13 protein-coding genes are annotated in these 16,658 nt (G+C 62.2%); 8 read left to right on the top strand and 5 right to left on the bottom strand.

All coding sequences use genetic code 11. The annotated features are described in order from the left end of the window. Position 1: 1 nt before the first annotated feature. From HWW87_RS16415 to HWW87_RS16390, 6 genes are all read left to right on the top strand, one after another. The gene (locus HWW87_RS16415) at positions 2-3,859 is read left to right on the top strand and encodes a matrixin family metalloprotease (RefSeq protein WP_175821177.1); all 3,858 of its coding nucleotides are present in this window, start codon (positions 2-4) and stop codon (positions 3,857-3,859) included. Between the two features lie 278 nt (positions 3,860-4,137). Beyond that, positions 4,138-4,389, top strand: coding sequence for a hypothetical protein (locus HWW87_RS16410; protein ID WP_175821176.1), 252 nt, complete (start codon positions 4,138-4,140; stop codon positions 4,387-4,389). Between the two features lie 171 nt (positions 4,390-4,560). Beyond that, the gene (locus HWW87_RS37160; protein WP_244107257.1) at positions 4,561-7,119 is read left to right on the top strand and encodes an ABC transporter transmembrane domain-containing protein; all 2,559 of its coding nucleotides are present in this window, start codon (positions 4,561-4,563) and stop codon (positions 7,117-7,119) included. 339 nt (positions 7,120-7,458) lie between these two features. Continuing rightward, positions 7,459-7,902: an Hsp20/alpha crystallin family protein gene (locus tag HWW87_RS16400; protein ID WP_175821175.1), complete on the top strand. Its 444-nt coding sequence runs from the start codon at positions 7,459-7,461 to the stop codon at positions 7,900-7,902. A gap of 36 nt (positions 7,903-7,938) precedes the next feature. Beyond that, a complete protein-coding gene (locus HWW87_RS16395) occupies positions 7,939-8,364 on the top strand; it encodes an Hsp20/alpha crystallin family protein (RefSeq protein ID WP_244107256.1) in 426 nt (141 codons plus the stop codon). Positions 8,365-8,463: 99 nt separating this feature from the next. Then, positions 8,464-8,760 carry a hypothetical protein gene (locus tag HWW87_RS16390; protein ID WP_175821173.1) on the top strand — a complete coding sequence of 99 codons (297 nt, stop codon included), beginning with the start codon at positions 8,464-8,466 and terminating at the stop codon, positions 8,758-8,760. Positions 8,761-8,996: 236 nt separating this feature from the next. Here HWW87_RS16390 and HWW87_RS16385 read toward each other — a convergent pair whose 3' ends face one another. The 5 genes from HWW87_RS16385 to HWW87_RS16365 form a co-directional block, all read right to left on the bottom strand. Further along, a complete protein-coding gene (locus HWW87_RS16385) occupies positions 8,997-9,995 on the bottom strand; it encodes a transketolase family protein (RefSeq protein ID WP_175821172.1) in 999 nt (332 codons plus the stop codon). Further along, complete coding sequence (locus HWW87_RS16380) at positions 9,992-10,837, bottom strand: transketolase (RefSeq protein ID WP_175821171.1); 846 nt, start codon at positions 10,835-10,837, stop codon at positions 9,992-9,994. The genes HWW87_RS16385 and HWW87_RS16380 overlap by 4 nt, the downstream gene beginning before the upstream one ends. A 49-nt stretch (positions 10,838-10,886) precedes the next feature. Beyond that, the gene (locus tag HWW87_RS16375; RefSeq protein WP_175821170.1) at positions 10,887-12,212 is read right to left on the bottom strand and encodes an MFS transporter; all 1,326 of its coding nucleotides are present in this window, start codon (positions 12,210-12,212) and stop codon (positions 10,887-10,889) included. Positions 12,213-12,286: 74 nt separating this feature from the next. Then, on the bottom strand, positions 12,287-13,036 hold the full coding sequence (locus HWW87_RS16370) for a glucose 1-dehydrogenase (protein WP_175821169.1): 750 nt from the start codon (positions 13,034-13,036) through the stop codon (positions 12,287-12,289). 163 nt (positions 13,037-13,199) lie between these two features. Beyond that, complete coding sequence (locus tag HWW87_RS16365; protein WP_175821168.1) at positions 13,200-14,099, bottom strand: LysR substrate-binding domain-containing protein; 900 nt, start codon at positions 14,097-14,099, stop codon at positions 13,200-13,202. Positions 14,100-14,355: 256 nt separating this feature from the next. Between HWW87_RS16365 and HWW87_RS16360 the strand changes: the two genes are divergently transcribed. Together HWW87_RS16360 and dctA are read left to right on the top strand one after the other, a co-directional pair. Beyond that, positions 14,356-15,279, top strand: a complete 924-nt coding sequence (locus HWW87_RS16360; protein WP_175821491.1) for a LysR family transcriptional regulator — start codon at positions 14,356-14,358, stop codon at positions 15,277-15,279. Between the two features lie 34 nt (positions 15,280-15,313). Continuing rightward, positions 15,314-16,645 (top strand): C4-dicarboxylate transporter DctA, encoded by a 1,332-nt coding sequence (dctA, locus tag HWW87_RS16355; RefSeq protein WP_175821167.1) that lies wholly within the window; start codon positions 15,314-15,316, stop codon positions 16,643-16,645. Positions 16,646-16,658 lie beyond the last annotated feature (13 nt).

Genomic DNA, 16,658 nt, shown 5'->3' with positions numbered 1-16,658 from the left:
CGTGGCTGACGAATCGTTGAAAATTACCGGGAAAGAGTCGCTCTGGAAATTCGTAAAATCGCCTACACCAGATGAACTGGCGCTTATAAACTCCAGCCCGCTCTTGGTTCAGCAATTGCTCAATTACCAAAAATCGATTGACAATGGTTCTGCATTGCCGATCGGTGTGCTTCGCAGCTCCGCGGGATATAATCCAGACAGCTCAAAAACGGTGTCTTCAGTCAGCCAAAATGGCGGAACTGTTCTTCAAATTCAACTCGGATCAAATATTGTTGGCGGAAGCGCAAGCTTTTTCATAGAGAAGCTGAGCTATGAAATGGGTCACATCGTAAATTATTATAACGACCAAAAAACTTATGATGCAATGACATCCTTTCCGGGCGGGAAGGATGATGGCATCATTTCAGGAGTAGTCGGAATTACCACTGAATCCGAATCGCTCGCCAATAATTACGCGGTTCAGCAGCAAATTCAGGTGAATACAAAATCCAGTAGCAATCCAAATGGAATTAGAATTTCATTGTCTGGCGATGAGGTATCCGGGGGGAAGCTTCAATCGGCACTTGACGCAGCGTACGCCACCGAGAAGGCCGCGGGAGCAACGGACGCTTCTCAGGTCCTGGCCAAGCTAGCGCATGCCATCGCGCCCATGATGGATTCGTTTCCTGCAGTAAAAATAAAGAATCCAAATGGAGAGGAAAAATTTGTTAATTTCTTCCATTTGTATTCGGAAGATCCAAATTCGATGCGTGACTATTTCGATCCGGCGTCGGCATCAAACTCAACAGGTACCCAAGGAGTCCAGCTACCGGAGACATCGGGCGTAAATTTTATCTACAGCCCGTCTGATGGCACGCCACAATCCGCTACGATTCAGTATGTGTCGGGAGAAAGCAAGAAGGTACTATTCGATTCGTCACAAGCGGTTACCGCCATTGAACAGTACAGCGCCAGTCAGCAACTGGTTTTCAAGCAAACGTTCAGTCGTGATGTAAATAGTTCACTGACAGCGATCACGACGACGGATGGAAATGGCAATCCAGCAGATATTAAGGTATTGGGCACAGCCGCTGCGCTACGGGACCGCGGTTTGACGGCGTTGGCCAGTGCCCTGGAAAATGTCTCATCGGCATCGCTCGCCTTGAGCGGTAGTTCGGCCAATTTGTCGGCTTTGTCGGCACCCTATAGCAACTTTGATGCATACACGGCCAAGGTCAACGCATTCGGTGCGGCGCTGCGTGCCGCATTAAATTCAGTTGACACCAACAGGCTGACAGCGGATCAGCAGCAATTGCTGGCCACATACAAAACTGACATGGGGTCACTTGGACGTTTGTTGGTGTGGGGCCGTCTAACCAACAATTTTGACGCTACCACGCAGAGTTTTGGACAAAAGTTGGGTGAGATGGTCAATGCGGTTCAATTTTTGGCTTTTCAGGCCAATGGCGCGGCTCGTCCAGCTGACTGGCTGCCCTCGGTACCTACCGCTGCTGATATTGGCATGTCGGTACTTCTTGGAGGGTTGCGAGCCAGTCTGTCGGCGGTTGCGCCTGGGACAGTCAATACCTACTCGGTTCTGGATACGCTCGTAGCTGGGCGTCCCGCTTGGGAGGCATATGCAAAACAATCGGGACAAAACCCCAGTTCTTACTGGATGACAGTAGCGGCCCAACTGGAGCTGAAGACGACTGTCGCGGCCGTGTCTCGGATCCCAGCATCTTGGTTGGCTGCCCATGGCGACTTGGCATCGGCTAGTGTTGCGACACTGCAAGATGGTAGTTTGCTCGCCTGGTCAAGTGAGGGGCTCTATGGAATTAACGCGAACAATTCAGGCTTCGAGCTAACGGCTTCGCGTACCATCGACGGTGCGCCTAGCATTCGAACCGTAATCAGCGACACCTCAGGGCGTCCGACTGATGACACAACGCTTTTGCCTTCAGGTGTTGTCGGTGCGCACCTTTCAACAATCTACGACTCCAGTGGACGGAAAGTTAGTACGACCTCTTGGATGCTTGGCTCTTCTACCAATGGTGTGATTTCTTATAACGCAGACGGAAGTCGGATCGAGCAACAGTTTACAAAGGATACTGGAAAACTCTTCTCAGCTGATTATTTTGACGCGAACGGCGTGGAAACTCAGCACATCGAGAACAGTGCAAACGGCGGGGTTAAAACAACGATTTTCAACACAAGCAACAACACCGAGGTAACCACCGAAACTAACGCTTCCGGACAAGTTGTTCAGATTACGGATTGGACAAGCGGACAACCCAAGGTATCGAATTTCGAGTATTTCAGCGACGGTGGCCGCAGGGTGACGGTGCAATATCCAGGTGGGCATGTTATTCAGAATATTAAATCCGATGGATCTTCGACGGCAGAGGCATATACTTACGATGGTGTATTGGTTGCACGCACCCAGTATCGCACCAATGGCACCGTGCAAACAACGGACATCTTTAATCGTGCCAACAAGATTATTGAGACCGACCATTTCGATGCCAATGGCGTAATTAGCGAGAAAGACAATTTTGATAATAATGGAAGTTTGACGAGGCAATCATATTATGACGGCAGCGGAAAACTTACCAGAACTCAGGGAAACAATGAGAACGGGATTTTTGTAATAACAACGTACAATCCCGATGGGAGTTCCTACACAATCAATCCGACTGCACCACCCGCAGGAGGCATCAATTGGGCGCCCCGGGCACCTCGACCGGTAACCGTACTTCCGCCACCCAAACCGCCGAGTAATAGTACTTTTGCGAATCATGGGGTGTATGTCCCGGTTGGCGCTCAGGTTTCCCCGAACGGAACGGTTGGACCGGGGCCAGATGCTTTTCTTCCATTGTTGCCGCCTAATCCAATACGTGATCTTTACCCGCCGAAGCCGTCAACAATGCCGCCCGGCAGTGGCGGTAGTCCTAGTGGTGTCGTATCGATTCCGGATGGGTTCGGGAATTGGGTGCCGCTTATTGATCCAGTTACACCCGTTAATGTCCGCCCGACAGAAGTTGGCGTTCCGCCTTCTACGGGGGCAGCCCCTGGATTTTCCGGTGTGCGTTCGATCATTCAAGCGAAGCTTGAGAGTGGCGCTCCTGAAGTTGTGCAACTCGAGCAAGCGTTAGGCGTCGATCCCGGTGCCGTTGCACAGGGTATCGCGCAGGCAGCGGATGCTGCGCGAGCCGGTGAGTCGGGTGGGACATTATCGAATGATCTAGAAGGTGCGCGCTGGAGTACGCGCACCGTAACGTGGAGTCTGGATTCGGCCAACGGGGCATTTAGTGCGATGGAGGCACAGGCGGTCAAGCGCGCATTCTCGACATGGGCAGCGGCCTCGGGTCTGAAATTCGAGGAGGTTGCGACGTCGTCGACGGCGGATATTCGCTTGGGCTGGGCCAACCTTGATACTGCGCAAACGGGAGCGGTTGGTTTTACGCTCTATCAGGCGGATCACGGAGTGTTTGCGCCGAACGTTAGGATTCAGCTCGAATCGCCAAGTCAGAATGCGCTGGCCTCTGGCGCGGATGGACAGCTTGCTTATGCGGGCACAGACGCCACGTTCGAGCAAGTCGTGCTACATGAGATCGGGCATGCGTTGGGCTTGGCGGACAGCGCGAATTTCCACTCGATCATGAATTACGACTTGACGGCGGGCAATCGGACGCTGGATGCGGCTGATGTCGACACGATTCGGGCGTTGTATGGCCCGCCGAATCAGACCGACAAACAGGTCGCTTCGTTGATTCAGGCGATGGCGAGTTTTGGTGCGCCTCAGGGCGCGGGCCAAGTGACGCTAACTCCGGACGCCGCCGGGCAGCCGAGTCCAGTATTAGCAAGCAATCCGCTGCGTTGACGAACGGGGCGACCTGCGACAGCGCCGCGTACATCGATGGGTTTGAGGGCCAAACCGCTCGATCGAGGACTCTGTCGCAGTCACATATCAGCATTGCTGGAAATCATAGACAGCGGCAAGCAGCGAGCACCGCGCGCCTAGGGTGCGTCAAGTGGTCTTCCTTTTAGGCGACATTTTGGCGTGAATCACAGTGCGCAACAGATGGGCGCTGTGACGATTTTTACGCATCAGTGCCAGCGGCACGCCCGACACAAAGCTGCTTCATCAGGACATGCAAGATGCGACTTAACAAAATTCTGATTGCCGCACTAACTGTAATAAATTTGCTGTGGAGCTTCTGCGTGTCCGCTGAACTGGGCGGTGCGCCAATGCTACCGCCTGCCGACGATCCGGTAGCCACTGCGCGCGTGATCCGTTCGATTAATGGCGTATCGAGCGGTATCGGCGGGTATACCTTCTACGATCGTACGATTTATCTCGGGATGGACCGGACTGCAACTGGCGGATCGGCACCATACGTCGCATTTTGATTCGAACCGGCATTTCCTATGGCAGTGACGGGTATGACAGATATTCTGCTTTAACCGACAAGTGTTGAAACCCGTGCTTGCTTCTAATTTACATTAGCGCGTTGCGTTTCGACGAGCCACCCGCAATAGTTTTTTGCGGACGGTTTTTTTGCGTGAATCGACGGTGTTGAGATGAATGAAACCGTGCCCGAATGTGGGCAGATGGACGATCAAGGGTTGATCGCACTGGTCGTGATTGCCCAGTATCACGGAATTGCGGCGAACGCCGAGCAGCTGCGACACGCTGCTGCCGTGCAAGCCGATCAACTGTCGGTCAACGACTTGGAACTGGCCGCACGCTCGCTCGGCTTGAAGGTGCGACGGGTACGGGTGACAGCGGAGCGGCTGACCGAGACGCCCAAGCCGGCGCTCATGCTAGACGAAGCCGGCCAGCATTTTGTACTGGCTGCGTGTGATGCGCAGAAAGCGCTGATTGTCGAGGCGGGCGCCACGCAAACGGAGATCGTTTCGCCGACCGACGTGATTGCGCGAACCGGCGGCCAGTTACTGCTGCTGACCTCGCGCGCATCGCTGGCTGGCGCGCTCGCGCATTTCGATTTCTCGTGGTTCGTGCCGGCGGTCGTCAAGTACCGACGCATCCTGCTCGAAGTGCTGATCGTGTCGGCCGCGCTACAGGTCTTCGCGCTCGTTTCACCGCTGATGTTTCAGGTGGTGATGGACAAGGTGCTGGTGAACCGCGCATTCGATACGCTGAACGTCGTGTGTGTCGCACTGCTAGTTAGCGGCCTATTCGAGATTCTGCTGTCAGGGGTCCGGAACTATGTGTTCGCCCATACCGCGAGTCGAATCGACGTCGAGCTTGGTGCGAAGCTATTTCGGCATCTGCTTACACTCCCATTGGCGTATTTCGGTGTGCGGCGCGTCGGTGACACGGTCGCGCGCGTGCGCGAACTCGAGAACATCCGCAGCTTCCTAACCGGACAGGCTCTCACGGCCGTGATCGACCTGTTCTTTTCGATCATCTTTCTGGCCGTCATGTGCGTATACAGCGTCTGGTTGACGCTGGTTGTGGTCGTCTCGCTGCCGGTGTACGCGGCGATCTCGATACTGATCACGCCGATCCTGCGCAAGCGGCTCGACGAGAAGTTTGCACGCACGGCCGATAACCAGTCGTTCCTGGTCGAAACGGTCTCGGGCGTCGAAACCGTCAAGGCGATGGCGATCGAGCCGCAATTCACGCGTCGCTGGGACAACCAGCTCGCCGGTTATGTCGCGGCGGGTTTCCGGGTGACCGCACTTGGAAACGTCGGCCAGCAACTGATTCAACTGGTTGGCAAACTAGTGTCGTTAGTGACGCTCTATCTGGGCGCCCGCTTCGTGATCGAGGGCAAGCTCTCGGTCGGCCAGTTGGTCGCGTTCAACATGATGTCCCAGCACGTAGCTGCCCCTGTGCTGCGGCTCGCACAGCTTTGGCAGGATTTCCAGCAGGTCGGCATTTCGATGAGCCGGCTTGGCGACATTCTGAACACCCGCACTGAACTGGCGCAGAGCCGCCAGACACTGCCGGCCGTGCGCGGCAACATCAGTTTCCAGTCGATCCGCTTCCGCTACCGGCCGGACGGGCCGACGATTCTCGATGACGTATCGCTCGACATCGCGGCCGGGGAGGTCGTCGGTATCGTTGGCCGCTCGGCCGCGCTGCGCAACGCGAACGAACTGCTAGCTGCCGCGCAGGCCAATCAGCTCGCAACGCTGCAGACGGTGTTCGGCACGGTCGCCAGGGACTTTTATGCGGCGCAGGCGGCGCAAGGGACGCTTGCGGCGGCTCGCGAGGTTGAGCAAACCGCCAAGACCAGCGCCGACGCGGCGACTGCACGCACTGATCGGGGCGTGGCAGCAATCAGCGATCAGTTGCAGGCGCAGACCGCGTATGCCGATGCGGTCGTGAGCCGCACGAAGGCCGAGAGCGATTGGGCCAGCGCCATCGGCAAGCTCGCGTCGGACATGAATCTCGCGCCCGCGACGCCGATCGTGCTGCCGGACGTCGGTGATGGTGTGAAGCCCGACCATGAATTCGGCGACTCGGTGGCCTCGCTCATTGAGGACGCGCAACGCAACTATCCGGGCGTCGCGGCGGCCGTGGCGCAAGTGGAAGCCGCGCGGGCCAAGGCGGCGCAGACCCGAGCCGAAGGATTGCCGCGCCTGAACTTGGTCGCCCAGTACAACTTCAACAATCAGCCGACGAGCCTGCAATTAGGATTCCCTGTGTTTCCGGCGACGCATCGGGAGTGGTATCTCGGGTTCCAGGTGACGATTCCGTTCTTCGAGGGCTTTGTGCGAACCTATCAGGTGCGGCAGGCCGAGGCTCAGACCGAGCTACAGGTCGACCTGCTGGCCGAAGCGCGGCAGCAGGTCGGGCTCGATGTGTGGAACGCGTATCAATCGCTGCAAGGTGCGACAAAGAACCTGGATAACAGCGCGAACCTGCTGACGCTTGCGCAGCACTCGTATGACGCGGCTCGGCGTCGGTATCAGATCGGTGTGGGCAGCATTCTGGAACTGCTCAATGCGCAATCGGCGCTGGCCAACGCGAAGAAGCAACGGATTCAGGCGCTGACCGACTGGCGCTCGGCGCGGCTGCAGCTTGCGTCGAAGCTCGGCAAGCTTGGCATGTGGAATCTATCAAGCGACAGCCTGATGCAAATAGGTGGCCAAACAGTCAATTTTTAATCATCGTGTGGAACCCTAACTGATAGCGCGCAGCAAACCCAATCAGCAAGCTATTGAATTTGTTGTTTTTTATAATGGAGACGGATCGCTAAGCCTTGCTGGGCTTAGGCCAACCTACCGGCAAAATGCACCACAATCAAGGGGACCCCGGGGATCGGCCGGGACGACGCCCTCCCCCTTGAAATTTACGCGGCGTGTCCTATTTTAGGTATCGCTCAAGGCAGTCGCGGTTGACGCGCTGCGTGTTTCGATTTGTTAGTCAGCGACCTTCTCGCGGATGGACGAACTGGAGCGCGTGGTCCGGTTCGTTCCCCGCTGGGGACGCAACAGGAGCCAATCATGAGCGATATCTTCTACCCCTCCGATCTGCTGGCGGAATTCGACCGCCTGCAACGGCAAATGGCCGGCGTGTTCACAGGCTTTCCAGCCAGTCTGCGCGCGCCGCGGCCCGGTGCATTTCCACCGGTCAATATCGGCAGCACTGACGACACGGTCGAGATCGTCGCGTTCGCGCCGGGTCTCGACCCCGCCAAGATCGACATCTCCGTCGATCGCCGGCTGCTGTCGATCAGCGGCGAGCGCACACCCCCGGACGAAGGCACGACCGACGACGAGCGGCGCATCTATGCGAACGAGCGGTTCATGGGCGTGTTCCGCCGCGTGGTCGAACTGCCGCAGGATGCGGACCCCGACAAGATCGAGGCCCGCTATACGGACGGCTGCCTGACGATCAGCGTCGGCAAGTCGGAAGCGTCGAAGCCGCGGGCGATTACCGTCCAGTAAGCAGTACGACGTCACGAACGCATGACGGAGGACATCATGAGTGACACGAACACGACTGAACTGACCGCCCGTCCGGCCGATACGCGAACGGCCGTGACGAACCGTGAAGCGGCCCAGCGCGACACGCCGCGCACGCGCATTGCGCCGGCCGTCGACATCGTCGAGGATGCGCACGGCATTACGTTGTACGCGGACCTGCCGGGCGTGCCGCGCGACAAGCTCGACGTCCGCGTGCACGACGGCAACCTTGCCATCGAAGCGGAGGCCGTCATTCCGACGCCAGCGGGATTGCGTCTGCAGCACGGCGAAGTGCAGCATCCGCACTTCTCGCGCGCCTTCACGCTCAGCCCGGATTTCGACGTATCGCGCATCGACGCGCAACTGCGCGACGGCGTGCTGAAACTGAGCATCCCGCGGCGCGAGGAAGCGAAGCCGCGGCGGATCCAGGTGACGGCGGGATGAGTGGAGGCTCACGCTCGCGGCGTGAAGTGCTGGCGCCCCGCTTGCGCGGCGGCGCCAGCGAGTCGTCGCACATATCGTATTTCCTGCAGGAGGCATCTGATGCATACCACCAGGACGATCGAACATGGCGGATATGCGGTCCGGGCCGTGGTGACCGACACGGAGACGGGCCGCTACTCGGCGACGGCGATCCTCACGGATCGCGACGGTGAAATCCGGGCGCTCGGCGTCGACGGCGACTTCGCCGATACCCGCGAAGCAAGCGATCAGGCGCTCGAACTCGCGCTCGCATGGATCCAGCGACGGTCGTTCGTGTCGGATCGGTATGTAAGACGAAATCGAGCCGGGTCGAACCGCGATTCGGGCGACGTACCGCGCGCACGACGGCGAGCGTGACGTAGATCGCGCTTGCGACCGGCGCCGGCCCGGCTGCCACGCCGGCGAACGGGTTTGCGGTGCGCAGGCAGCCGGGTCACTCGCCGACGCTCAAACCGCCCCGCACCGGTATTTGACGGTCCGGTGACCGTCGATACCGGCGTGGGCCCCTTCGCGGCCGAATCCCGACCGCTTCACATCGCCGAACGGCGAGATTTCGTTGCGCGTCGACAAGCGGGTGTCGAACGTTCGACCGGTCATCCGAGCCACGACCTGATATTCGCGCGCATCGCGCCGGCCGAGATCCCGTACCGTTCGTGCAACGTCGGCAACGCGCCCGCGGCGAGGTACGCATCCGGCAGTGCGATCTGACGGAACGGTACCGCGACGCCGGCCCCGAGCAACGCGGTCGCGACCGCTTCGCCGAGCCCGCCGATCGTCGTATGGTTCTCCGCGACGATCACCATGCGCCCGTTGCGCTCGGCCTCGCGGACGATGGTCGCCGTATCGAGCGGCTTGATCGTCGGTACGTGCAGCACGGCGACATCGACGCGATCGGCTTCCAGCGCCTTCGCGACCTCGAGCGCACGCATCGTCATGATCCCGGACGAGATCAGCAGCACGTCGTTGCCGTCGCGCAGCAACTTGGCCTTGCCGAGTTCGAAACGGTAATCGTATTCGTCGAGCACGGCCGGCACGTTGCCGCGCAGCAGACGGGCATACACCGGTCCCTTGTGCGCGGCGATGGCCGGCACCATTTGCTCGATGTCCAGCGCGTCGCACGGATCGATCACGGTCATGTTCGGCATCGCGCGCATCAGCGCCAGATCCTCGGCGGCCTGGTGGCTCGGCCCGTAGCCGGTCGTGAGCCCCGGCAACGCGCACACCAGCTTCACGTCGAGATTGTCCTCGGCGATCGCCTGATGAATGAAGTCGTACGCCCGGCGCGTCGCAAACACCGCGTAGGTCGTGACGAACGGCTGCGCGCCCTCGTGCGCGAACCCGGCGGCGGCCCCCATCAGCAGTTGCTCGGCCATACCCATCTGGTAGTAACGCTCGGGGAATGCCTTCGCGAAGATGTGCAGGTCGGTGTACTTGCCGAGATCGGCTGTCATCCCGATCACGTTGTCGTTCGTGCGTGCGAGTTCCGTCAGCGCATGGCCGAACGGTGCGGAGCGGGTCGCCTGCCCTTCCGCCGCGATGGACGCGATCATCGCCGAAGTCTTCAGGCGCGGCTTGTTGTCGGCGGTGCTCATGCGTGTCTCCCTGCTTCGAGTGCGTCGAGCGCGAGTTGCCACTCGTGCGCATCGACCCGGATGAAATGGCTTTTCTCGCGTGCTTCGAGGAACGGCACGCCGCACCCCATCTTCGTGTCGCAGACGATGATGCGCGGCTGCGGCTTGTCACGCCGGCGCGCATCGTCGAACGCGCGTTTCACCGCGTCGATGTCGTTGCCGTCCACGCGTTGCACGTACCAGCCGAACGCCGCGAGCTTGTCGACCAGCGGCTCGAACGCCATGACCTGGGTCGACGGGCCGTCGGCCTGCTGGTTGTTCACGTCGACGATCGCGATCAGGTTGTCGAGCTGCCAGTGCGCGGCCGACATCAGCCCTTCCCAGATCGCGCCTTCGTCGAGCTCGCCGTCCGAAAACAGCGTATAGACGAACGCATCCGAGCCCTTGCGCTTCAGGCCGAGACACCGGCCGACCGCGATCGTCAGGCCCTGCCCGAGCGAGCCGCCGGACATTTCCATGCCGGGCGTGTAGCTCGCCATGCCGGACATCGGCAAGCGGCTGTCGTCGCTGCCGTAGGTTTCGAGTTCCTCGGCCGGCAGGATGCCGGCTTCGAACAGCGCCGCGTACAGCGCGATCGCGTAGTGCCCGTTCGACAGCAGGAAGCGGTCGCGCCCTTCCCAGTCGGGATCGTCGGCGCGATAGCGCATCGCGCCGAAATACGCGACGGCCAGCACGTCGGCGATGTCGAGCGCCTGGCCGACATAGCCCTGCCCCTGCACTTCGCCCATCAGCACGGCGTTTCTTCGGATGCGGTACGCGCGCTCGGCGAGCGTGACCGCTTCATGGATGGTTTCGGTAGCCATCGATCACTCCAGTATCGGGTCGGAAGGAATGCAAATGAATCAGCGGTTATCAGCGGTTGACGGATCGCGGCACCAGGAACACCAGCAGCGCGCCGAACGTGACCGCGATGGAGATGAAGATCAGGCCAGCGGTGGACTTGCCGGTCAGGTCGTTCAGCCAGCCGACGATCGCCGGCGAAAAGAAGCCCGCCAGGTTCGCGAAGCAGTTGACCGCGGCGATGCCCGCTGCCGCCGACATCCCGCCCAGCAACGCGGTCGGCAGCGACCAGAACTGCGACGACGACGCGAGGATGCCGGCTGACGCGATGCTCAGGCACACGATCGACGCGCCGACGCTGCCGAGCATCGGCAACGTGGCGAAGCCCGCCGCCGCGACCAGCATCGGCACCGCGAGATGGAAGCGGCGTTCGCGGCGGCGATCCGCGCTGATGCCGATCAGCGGCAGCGCGACGATCGCACAGGCATACGGAATCGCGGTGAACAGGCCGACCCACAGCGGATCGGCCACGCCGGCCTTGCGAATGATCGTCGGCAGCCAGAACGTGAGGCCGTACTGCCCGAGCACCACGCAGAAGTAGATCGCTGCCATCAGCCACAGGCGGCGGTCCGCGACGAACGTCCGGATCGACAGGTGGGCGGTGGTGTGCGCGGCATCGGCCGACACGTTGCGCGCGAGCAAGGCTTTCTCGGCGTCGGTCAGCCATTTCGCGCCGGCGATGCCGTCGTCGAGATACAGCAGGATCGCGAAGCCCAGCACGAGCGACGGCAGCGCCTCGAGCAGAAACAGCCACTTCCAGCCCGCCATCGACATCGCGCCGTGCAGCGAATGCATGATCGCGCCCGACAGCGGCCCGCCGATGATCCCGGCGAGCGGAATCGCCATGAAGAACAGCGACAGCGCCTTCGCGCGCCGCGCCGACGGGAACCAGTACGTGAGGTACAGGATCACGCCCGGCGCGAAGCCTGCTTCGGCGACGCCGAGCAGAAACCGCAGCACGTAGAACGCGGTGGGCGACTTGACGAACACGAAGCTCGCCGAGATCACCGCCCACGTCAGCATGATGCGGGCGAGCCAGCGGCGCGCGCCGACGCGATGCAGGATCAGGTTGCTCGGCACCTCGAACAGGAAATAGCCGAGGAAGAAGATGCCTGCGCCCATGCCGTAGACCGTTTCGCTGAAGCGCAGATCGTTGAGCATCTGCAGTTTCGCGAAGCCGACGTTGACGCGATCGAGATACGCGCCGAGGTAGCACAACATCAGGAACGGGATCAACCGGCGCGCGACCTTCGCGTAGGTGGCCGCTTCGAACGTCTGCGCATCGTCCCGTTGCAGCGTCTCGCCCTGGACGGGCGGTGCGGGGTACTTTGCTCTCATCTTTGTCTCCTGCCATGGCCCCGGGTTGTCCCGGGTGCATGATGGTCGGCGCCGCGCATCGGGCGGCGCCGTTCTCAGTGAATCAGCATCCCGCCATTGACGTCGAGCGTGACGCCCGTCAGGTAGCTCGACAGGTCGCTCAGCAGGAACAGGCACGCATTGGCGACATCGGCGGCCTCGCCGAGCCGGCCGAGCGGAATGCCCTTGATGATGTCCTCGCGCATGTCGGGCGTCAGCTTGTCGCCGGTGATGTCGGTCTGGATCAGGCCCGGCGTGATCGAATTGACGCGGATACGGTCGGCGCCGAATTCGCGCGCCATCGCCTTCGCGAGGCCGAGCACGCCGGCCTTGGCGGCGCTGTAGTGCGGGCCGCCGAAGATGCCGCCGCCGCGTTGCGCGGAGACCGACGACATGCAGACGATGCTGCCGCTGCGCTGCGCCTTCATCGCGGGCAGCACCGCTTGCGACATGTAGAGCGTGCCGCGCAGGTTCACGTCGACGATCGCATCGAAGTCGCGCGCCGAGATATCCAGCGTGCGCACGGGCTGCGTGATGCCGGCGTTGTTCACGAGGCCGTCGATGCGGCCGAAGCGCTCCAGCGCCGTGCGGGCTGCCGCCCCGCACGCGTCGCGGTCGGTCACGTCGCAGGCGAGGCCGAGATGATCCGGGCCGAGTTCGGCGGCGGCCGCTTCCGCATCTTCGCGGCGAAGGTCGAGGATCGCCACGCGTGCGCCGTGCGCGGCCAGCGCGCGGGCCGTGGCCTTGCCGATACCGCGCGGCGAAGCGGCGCCGGTCACGATGATGGTCCTGTTGTCGAGCAACATCGCTTGTCTCCTGTGTTGATGTGTTGTCCGGAGTGTCGGCTCACCGGACACCCGCATCAACGCGGAAACGCTCAGCCATGGTTGAGAAAATTTCAGATGACGGCGCGCGGCCCGCCGCCGATGCTGCGACGCAAAAACACGTAGGCGCTCGCAGACGCGCGGCTCAACTCGCGCCGCCGTGCGCCGCGACCTCCCGCTCGATCCATGCCAGGAAGCGCTTCACGCGCGGCAGTTCAGCGTTCTGCCGCGGGTAAACGAGATGATGCGCGCCGACTTCGACCGCATGGGTCGCGTCGAACACCGGCACCAGCAGCCCTTCGCGGATCTTCACCGACGCGAGCATCAGGCTTTCGAGCGCGATGCCGAGGCCGAGCGCGGCGGTTTCGAGCGACATGTACGAACGGTCGAACGAAAAATCGAAGGTCTTCTGGGCCGCGAGCGGCACGCCCGTCCGGCCGAACCACTGCTTCCACTGGACCAGCGGCGTTTCGGAATAGATCAGACGATGCGCGAGCAGGTCTTCCGGCGCGTTCACCGGATGCTGTTCGAGATAGCGCGGCGACGCGAGCGGCGCGATGAATTCGCCGCGCACCGTCTTCACTTCGAGATTGTCCCAGTTGCCGTAGCCGTGCCGGACATCGATATCGTAGAAACCGTTCGAGAACGACACGTTTTCGTACGAGCACGCGAGGTTCAGCTGGATATCGCCGTTCGCCTCCTGAAACGACGACAGCCGCGGCAGCAGCCACATCAGCCCGAAACTCGGGCTCGAATGCACGCGCAGGATATCGACTTCGGTGCGGCTCGACGCGCGCTCGGTCGCGCGGCTCAGGTCGGCCAGCGAGCCGGTGACGTCGGCCAGGTAGCGTTCGCCGGTCGGCGTGAGGACGAGGCCGCGCCCCGAACGCTGAAACAGCGGCTGACCGATCTGCGATTCGAGGTTGCTGAGCTGATGACTGACGGCGGACGCGGTCAGGCCGAGCTCTTCCGCCGCGCGGTTGACGCTTTTGGTCCGGGCGACGCTTTCGAACGCGATGATGGCCTTGAGCGGCGGAATGCGCATGCTGGAATCCGTTGGAGAGAGCGGCTCGCCCGACTGGCCGGCGGCAGGCGCCAGCGCTGGAGCATTGCCCGGGCAAAGCGATACGGTACATCAGGAAGCGGCGTCGGGACGATCGATTCGCCGCGCGGCCCGCGGGATCGTGGCCGGCCTGGCCGCACACCGCGCCGCGCCCACGCCGCCGCATGAACGACGCGACACGCATGGCGCGGCCGGAATCATGCAAAATGCTGCGCATCTGAGTGGCGGAGAGTGGCCGGTGGGCATCAATTTCGATTTGACGGACTTGCAGGCGTTTCGCGCGGTCGTGGAAACAGGCAGTTTCCGCAAGGCCGCCGAAGCGGTCAGCCTCTCCCAGCCTGCGTTGAGCCGCCGGATCGACAAGCTCGAGGACGCGCTCGGCGTGCGGCTCTTCGAACGCACCACGCGCCGCGTCGCGCTCACCACCGTCGGCCGCGTGTTCGCGCAGAGCGCCGAGCAACTGCTCGACGATCTCGACGCCGCGCTGCTCGGCATCCGCGACGTGTCATCGAGCCGCCTGGGCCATGTGACGATCGCCTGCGTGCCGTCGGTCGCCTACTACTTCCTGCCCCCCATCATCGCCCGCTATCATCAGCGCTTTCCGCGCATCAGGGTGAAACTGCTCGACGCCAGCGCCAACGAAGTGCTGGGCGCCGTCATCAGCGGCGAGGCGGATTTCGGCGTGAGCTTCATCGGCAGCCAGGAGGCGGAGATCGAGTTCAAGGTGCTGCTCCAGGAACGGTTCGTCGCCGCCTGTCGCCGCGACCACCCGCTCGCGCGCAAGAAGCGCGTGACCTGGACCGAACTTTACGAGCACGATTACGTCTCGGTGGACAAGACTTCCGGCAACCGCCTGCTGCTCGACCAGGCATTGGCGGCCGTCGCGCCGCGCACGCCGAGCGTCTGCGAGGCGCGCCACGTCACGACCCTGCTCGGGCTGATCGAGGCCGGGCTCGGCGTCGCCGCGGTGCCGTCGATGGCGATGCCGGGCCATGACCACCCTGTCCTCACGAGCGTGCCGCTCGTCGAGCCGGCCGTGAAACGGCGCGTGGGCATCGTCAAGCGGCGCGGGCGCTCGCTGACGCCGGCCGCCGAGGCGTTTCACCAGATGATCGTCGACGCGAAGCGCGGCGATGCCGCCGGCGGCGGCACATCGGCATGACGGCCACTGAACGGAAACGAAGGAAGACTGCATCGTGAGGTGGACCCGGCTGCTCAAATCGCTTTACGTGCAGGTCCTGCTCGCGATGATCCTCGGCATCGGCATCGGTCACGTGTGGCCGGCGGCGGGCGCGATGCTCAAGCCGCTCAGCGACGCGTTCGTCGGGCTCGTGAAGATGACCATCGCGCCGATCGTCTTCTGCACGATCGTGTCGGGCATCACGTCGCTGTCGAACGGGCGGGCCATCGGCCGCACGATCGTGCGGGCGCTCGCGCTCTTCTATCTGTTGACGGCCGCCGCGCTCGCGTTCGGGCTCGTCACCGCGTACGCGCTGCAACCGGGCGCCGGCATGCACATCGACGTCCGTCATCTGGATGCGAGCATCCTGGCGCCGTATGCGAAGCATGCGGAGCCGCGCAGCCTGGTGGCGTTCGCGCTCGGCGTGATTCCGGATACGATGCTCGGCGCATTCGCCACCGGCGAAGTGTTGCCGGTGCTGCTGCTGTCGCTGTTGTTCGGCTTCTCGCTGAATGCGCATCCGCGCGCCGCCCCGCCCGTGCTTGCGCTGATCGACGGCATCGCCCAGGTCGTTTTTCGCGTGCTCGCGATGATCATGCGGCTCGCGCCGCTCGGCGCATTCGGCGCGATGGCCTTCACGGTGGGCCGCTTCGGTATCGGCTCGGTCGGCTCGCTGGCGCAGTTGATGGTGTCCTTCTACGTGGCCTGCGCGCTGTTCGTCGCGCTGGTGCTCGCACCGCTCGCGCGACTGCACGGCTTCGCGCTGTGGCGGCTCTTGCGCTACCTGCGCGAAGAGTTGCTGATCGTGCTTGCGACCTCGTCCACGGAGCCGGTCCTGCCGCGCCTGATCGTCAAGCTGGAAGCGCTCGGCTGCGACAAGGGCGTCGTGGGGCTCGTGCTGCCGGCCGGCTATTCGTTCAATCTGGACGGTACCGCGATCTATCTGACGCTCGCGGCGTTGTTCATCGCGCAGGCATGCGACATCCCGCTATCCGCGCCGCAGATCGCGACGATGCTCGCGATCATGCTGCTCACGTCCAAGGGAGCGGCCGGCGTGTCCGGCAGCGGCCTCGTTGCGCTGGTCGCGACGCTCGCCGTGATGCCCGACCTGCCGGTCGCCGGGGTCGCGCTGCTGGTCGGCATCGATCGCTTCATGTCGGAGGCGCGCGCGCTGACCAGCGTGATCAGCAATGCGTGCGCGGTGATCTTCGTGTCGTCGTGGGAAGGTGCGTGCGATCGCACGCGTCTTGCGCAGCGGCTCGCGGCGGCCGGGCCGGCCCCTCTGGACGGGGCCGATGAAGACAGTGCCGCGGCAGACGGCGGCGGTAGTGACGGGAAGACGGTCTGATACGCGCCTTCCC

This window comes from Burkholderia sp. BCC0419 (assembly GCF_902830285.1).
GTDB lineage: Bacteria > Pseudomonadota > Gammaproteobacteria > Burkholderiales > Burkholderiaceae > Burkholderia.
Note: the sequence above shows the minus strand (reverse complement) of the source record. Positions and strands in the feature narration are given on the sequence as shown.

Bases quoted from the DNA above. Each gene is read 5' to 3' on its own strand.
- HWW87_RS16400 (WP_175821175.1), top strand. From the start codon at position 7,459: ATGAGCGATATCTTCTACCCCTCCGATCTGCTGGCGGAATTCGACCGC.
- HWW87_RS37160 (WP_244107257.1), top strand. From the start codon at position 4,561: ATGAATGAAACCGTGCCCGAATGTGGGCAGATGGACGATCAAGGGTTG.
- HWW87_RS16395 (WP_244107256.1), top strand. From the start codon at position 7,939: ATGAGTGACACGAACACGACTGAACTGACCGCCCGTCCGGCCGATACG.
- HWW87_RS16410 (WP_175821176.1), top strand. From the start codon at position 4,138: ATGCGACTTAACAAAATTCTGATTGCCGCACTAACTGTAATAAATTTG.
- HWW87_RS16370 (WP_175821169.1), bottom strand. From the start codon at position 13,036: ATGTTGCTCGACAACAGGACCATCATCGTGACCGGCGCCGCTTCGCCG.
- HWW87_RS16385 (WP_175821172.1), bottom strand. From the start codon at position 9,995: ATGAGCACCGCCGACAACAAGCCGCGCCTGAAGACTTCGGCGATGATC.
- HWW87_RS16380 (WP_175821171.1), bottom strand. From the start codon at position 10,837: ATGGCTACCGAAACCATCCATGAAGCGGTCACGCTCGCCGAGCGCGCG.
- HWW87_RS16390 (WP_175821173.1), top strand. From the start codon at position 8,464: ATGCATACCACCAGGACGATCGAACATGGCGGATATGCGGTCCGGGCC.
- HWW87_RS16375 (WP_175821170.1), bottom strand. From the start codon at position 12,212: ATGAGAGCAAAGTACCCCGCACCGCCCGTCCAGGGCGAGACGCTGCAA.
- HWW87_RS16365 (WP_175821168.1), bottom strand. From the start codon at position 14,099: ATGCGCATTCCGCCGCTCAAGGCCATCATCGCGTTCGAAAGCGTCGCC.